Origin of the sequence: Holdemanella sp. DFI.5.55, assembly GCF_020593575.1 — a bacterium.
Classification (GTDB): domain Bacteria; phylum Bacillota_I; class Bacilli_A; order Erysipelotrichales; family Erysipelotrichaceae; genus Holdemanella; species Holdemanella hominis.
This window is the reverse complement of the sequence record NZ_JAJDMK010000234.1, coordinates 1-310: the sequence shown is the minus strand read 5'-3', so window position 1 is coordinate 310 and position 310 is coordinate 1. Positions and strand designations below refer to the sequence as shown.

1 protein-coding gene is annotated in these 310 nt (G+C 30.6%); it reads right to left on the bottom strand.

Annotation, left to right across the window (positions count from 1 at the left end):
- Positions 1–51: 51 nt before the first annotated feature.
- Positions 52–310: hypothetical protein (locus LJE08_RS13925; RefSeq protein WP_227403571.1), on the bottom strand; the 259-nt coding region annotated here is incomplete at its 5' end.

Below are 310 nucleotides of genomic sequence, written 5' to 3'. Positions count from 1 at the left end.
CTATCATCCAGTAAGATATCATAAACTTCTGGTTCTGATTATTTATCTTATTTAATCCACAAATCCCATGCCTCTTCGATTGATCACATAGGCTGCACAATAATGTACACTCAATCCTTTGATCTTTGTATACTTTTCTTTTCCAATCTTACTTGTATTCTTTGGATCTATTTTAATAACATCCACTTCATTCATCAAACATTTTCTTTCTACTTTTTCTATTATCTTCTTATACGCAAAACTCGATAATGTTTTATTTTGTTTTTTAGGGCGATAGAGCATCCTTGTTTTCAACTGCTTGAAATTCAAG